General features: G+C 68.5%; 1 protein-coding gene. It reads right to left on the reverse strand.

Annotated features, from left to right (window positions below; translation table 11 throughout):
- Positions 1-15: 15 nt before the first annotated feature.
- Positions 16-795 (reverse strand): transposase family protein, encoded by a 780-nt coding sequence (locus tag ACFHW0_RS31675; protein ID WP_416613298.1) that lies wholly within the window; start codon positions 793-795, stop codon positions 16-18.
- Between the last annotated feature and the right edge of the window lie 52 nt (positions 796-847).

Here is an 847-nt window from a genome sequence, read left to right on the forward strand (position 1 = left end):
GGGCCGGGCCGGTGGTCAGCCGGCGAGGATGATGTTGTGGAGGTTGGCGATGCCGGAAGCGGCGTCGGTCAATGTGTGGGCGGCGCGGCGGTAGTCGCGCAGGATCTTGAAGCACTTCATCCTGGCCAGAGGGTGTTCGACCCCCGCTCGGACGGTGCGGTGTTCGACGTTGAGGGCCTCCTTCCAGTCCGGCAGGTCACTGCCGTCGGAGGGCTTGCGATACGGGATGATCACCTCCTGGTTGCCGCGGTAGCCGCCGTCGGCCATCACCGGCCGTCCGTGCAGCTTCTGGTCGATGCCGGAGGTGCGGTAGACGATGGTGTCGTTGCGGTTGCCGGGCTGCGGGTCGCCGACGGCGATGACCAGGCGGGTGCTGGCGTCGATGGCGACCTGCAGGTTTGTCGAGTAGCGGTAGTTCTTGCTTCGGGCGGCCAGGCGGTGATCTCGGGTGGGGATCAGGGTGCCGTCGACGATGGCGATCTGCTCGACCGGCCGCTTACGCACCGGCGCCAGGGCCAGCAGCGGTGCGAGGGTGTCGATGACCCGATGTGCCGCGGAGTGCGAGACCCCGAACAACGGCCCGATCTGGCGCATCGTCAGGTTGGTACGCCAGTACGCCGCAACCAGCAGGACCCGGTCGGGCAGGTCGAGGGCCCACTGCCGGCCCGGCCGGCCGTCCGCGATGGCGTCACCGCCACGCTCGGCGACCAGGCGGACCAGCTTGCGGAACTGGGCGGGCTGCAAGCCGGTGAACGGGAAGATCCACTCCGGGCGAGCTGCCGTGATCACCTGCATCACGCCATGCTCCACCCTGGACTGCCCACAGAGTTACGAGACGTCCCTTAGT

This window comes from Micromonospora sp. LOL_025 (assembly GCF_048060285.1).
GTDB lineage: Bacteria > Actinomycetota > Actinomycetes > Mycobacteriales > Micromonosporaceae > Micromonospora.

Bases quoted from the DNA above. Each gene is read 5' to 3' on its own strand.
- ACFHW0_RS31675 (WP_416613298.1), bottom strand. From the start codon at position 795: ATGCAGGTGATCACGGCAGCTCGCCCGGAGTGGATCTTCCCGTTCACC.